General features: G+C 60.3%; 2 protein-coding genes. Both read left to right on the top strand.

What is annotated here, in order from left to right:
- The coding region (locus tag AC1D0Z_RS23265; RefSeq protein WP_477660487.1) for a type II toxin-antitoxin system PemK/MazF family toxin at window positions 1-449 on the top strand (449 nt) is incomplete at its 5' end.
- Between the two features lie 69 nt (window positions 450-518).
- The coding region (locus AC1D0Z_RS23270) for a CcdC protein domain-containing protein (RefSeq protein ID WP_477660488.1) at window positions 519-801 on the top strand (283 nt) is incomplete at its 3' end.

The raw sequence follows: 801 nt of genomic DNA on the forward strand, positions 1-801 counted from the left end.
TCAGCGGCCAGGTGGAAAAAATTGTTCAATGTCTTGAGTGGGAAAATACCGCGATGGACAGAGACCCCCAAGCCCCACAAGGCCCTTACCCCGACACCATCAGGCAGGGCGATGTGTTCTGGATTGAAGCCGACCCCTCACGCGGCTCGATTCCAGGCGTCCCGCATCCACACGTCGTTGTGCAGGACGACGTGTTCAACCGCTCCCGCATCAGCACCGTCATTGTTTGCGCGCTGACTTCCAACCTGAACCGCGCCACAGAGCCGGGCAATGTCTTGCTGGATCCCGGCGAAGGCAATCTGGAAAAGCAAAGCGTGGTGGTTGTGTCGCAGGTGTCTTCCGTGTACAAAACACGTCTGGGTGCGCAGATTGGGACGCTGTCGGGTGAGCGGGTTCAGCAAATACTGGCGGGTATGCGGTTTCTGCAGGCATCGTTTCTCCATCGATAGTCCCGGGAGCACCGTGTCGGGCAATTTCTGCCGCCTGTGCCCATTGTTCGCTACCTGAAGGCCAACACCATGCAAGCCCCGAGTTCCTCCGTCATCACATTGCTTGTGCTTCTTCCACTGGTCGCATGGCGCGTTTACGCGCGCTTTCGCCGCATGGTCGGGCGCCAGCGCTTGTCGAGGATCCGTCCCTGGATCACTCTGGCCATCTTTCCCGTCCTGCTTGTGTTGCTTGGCTTCGCCGCACATGAGCACCTCGAACGGCTTTGGTGGCTGGCCGGTGGGTTGAGCCTCGGCGCATCGCTCGGCATCTTCGGCCTGGGCAAGACGCGCTTCGAGCCCACACCCCAAGGCC

The sequence above is a fragment of the Polaromonas sp. P1_E3 genome (assembly GCF_056405935.1).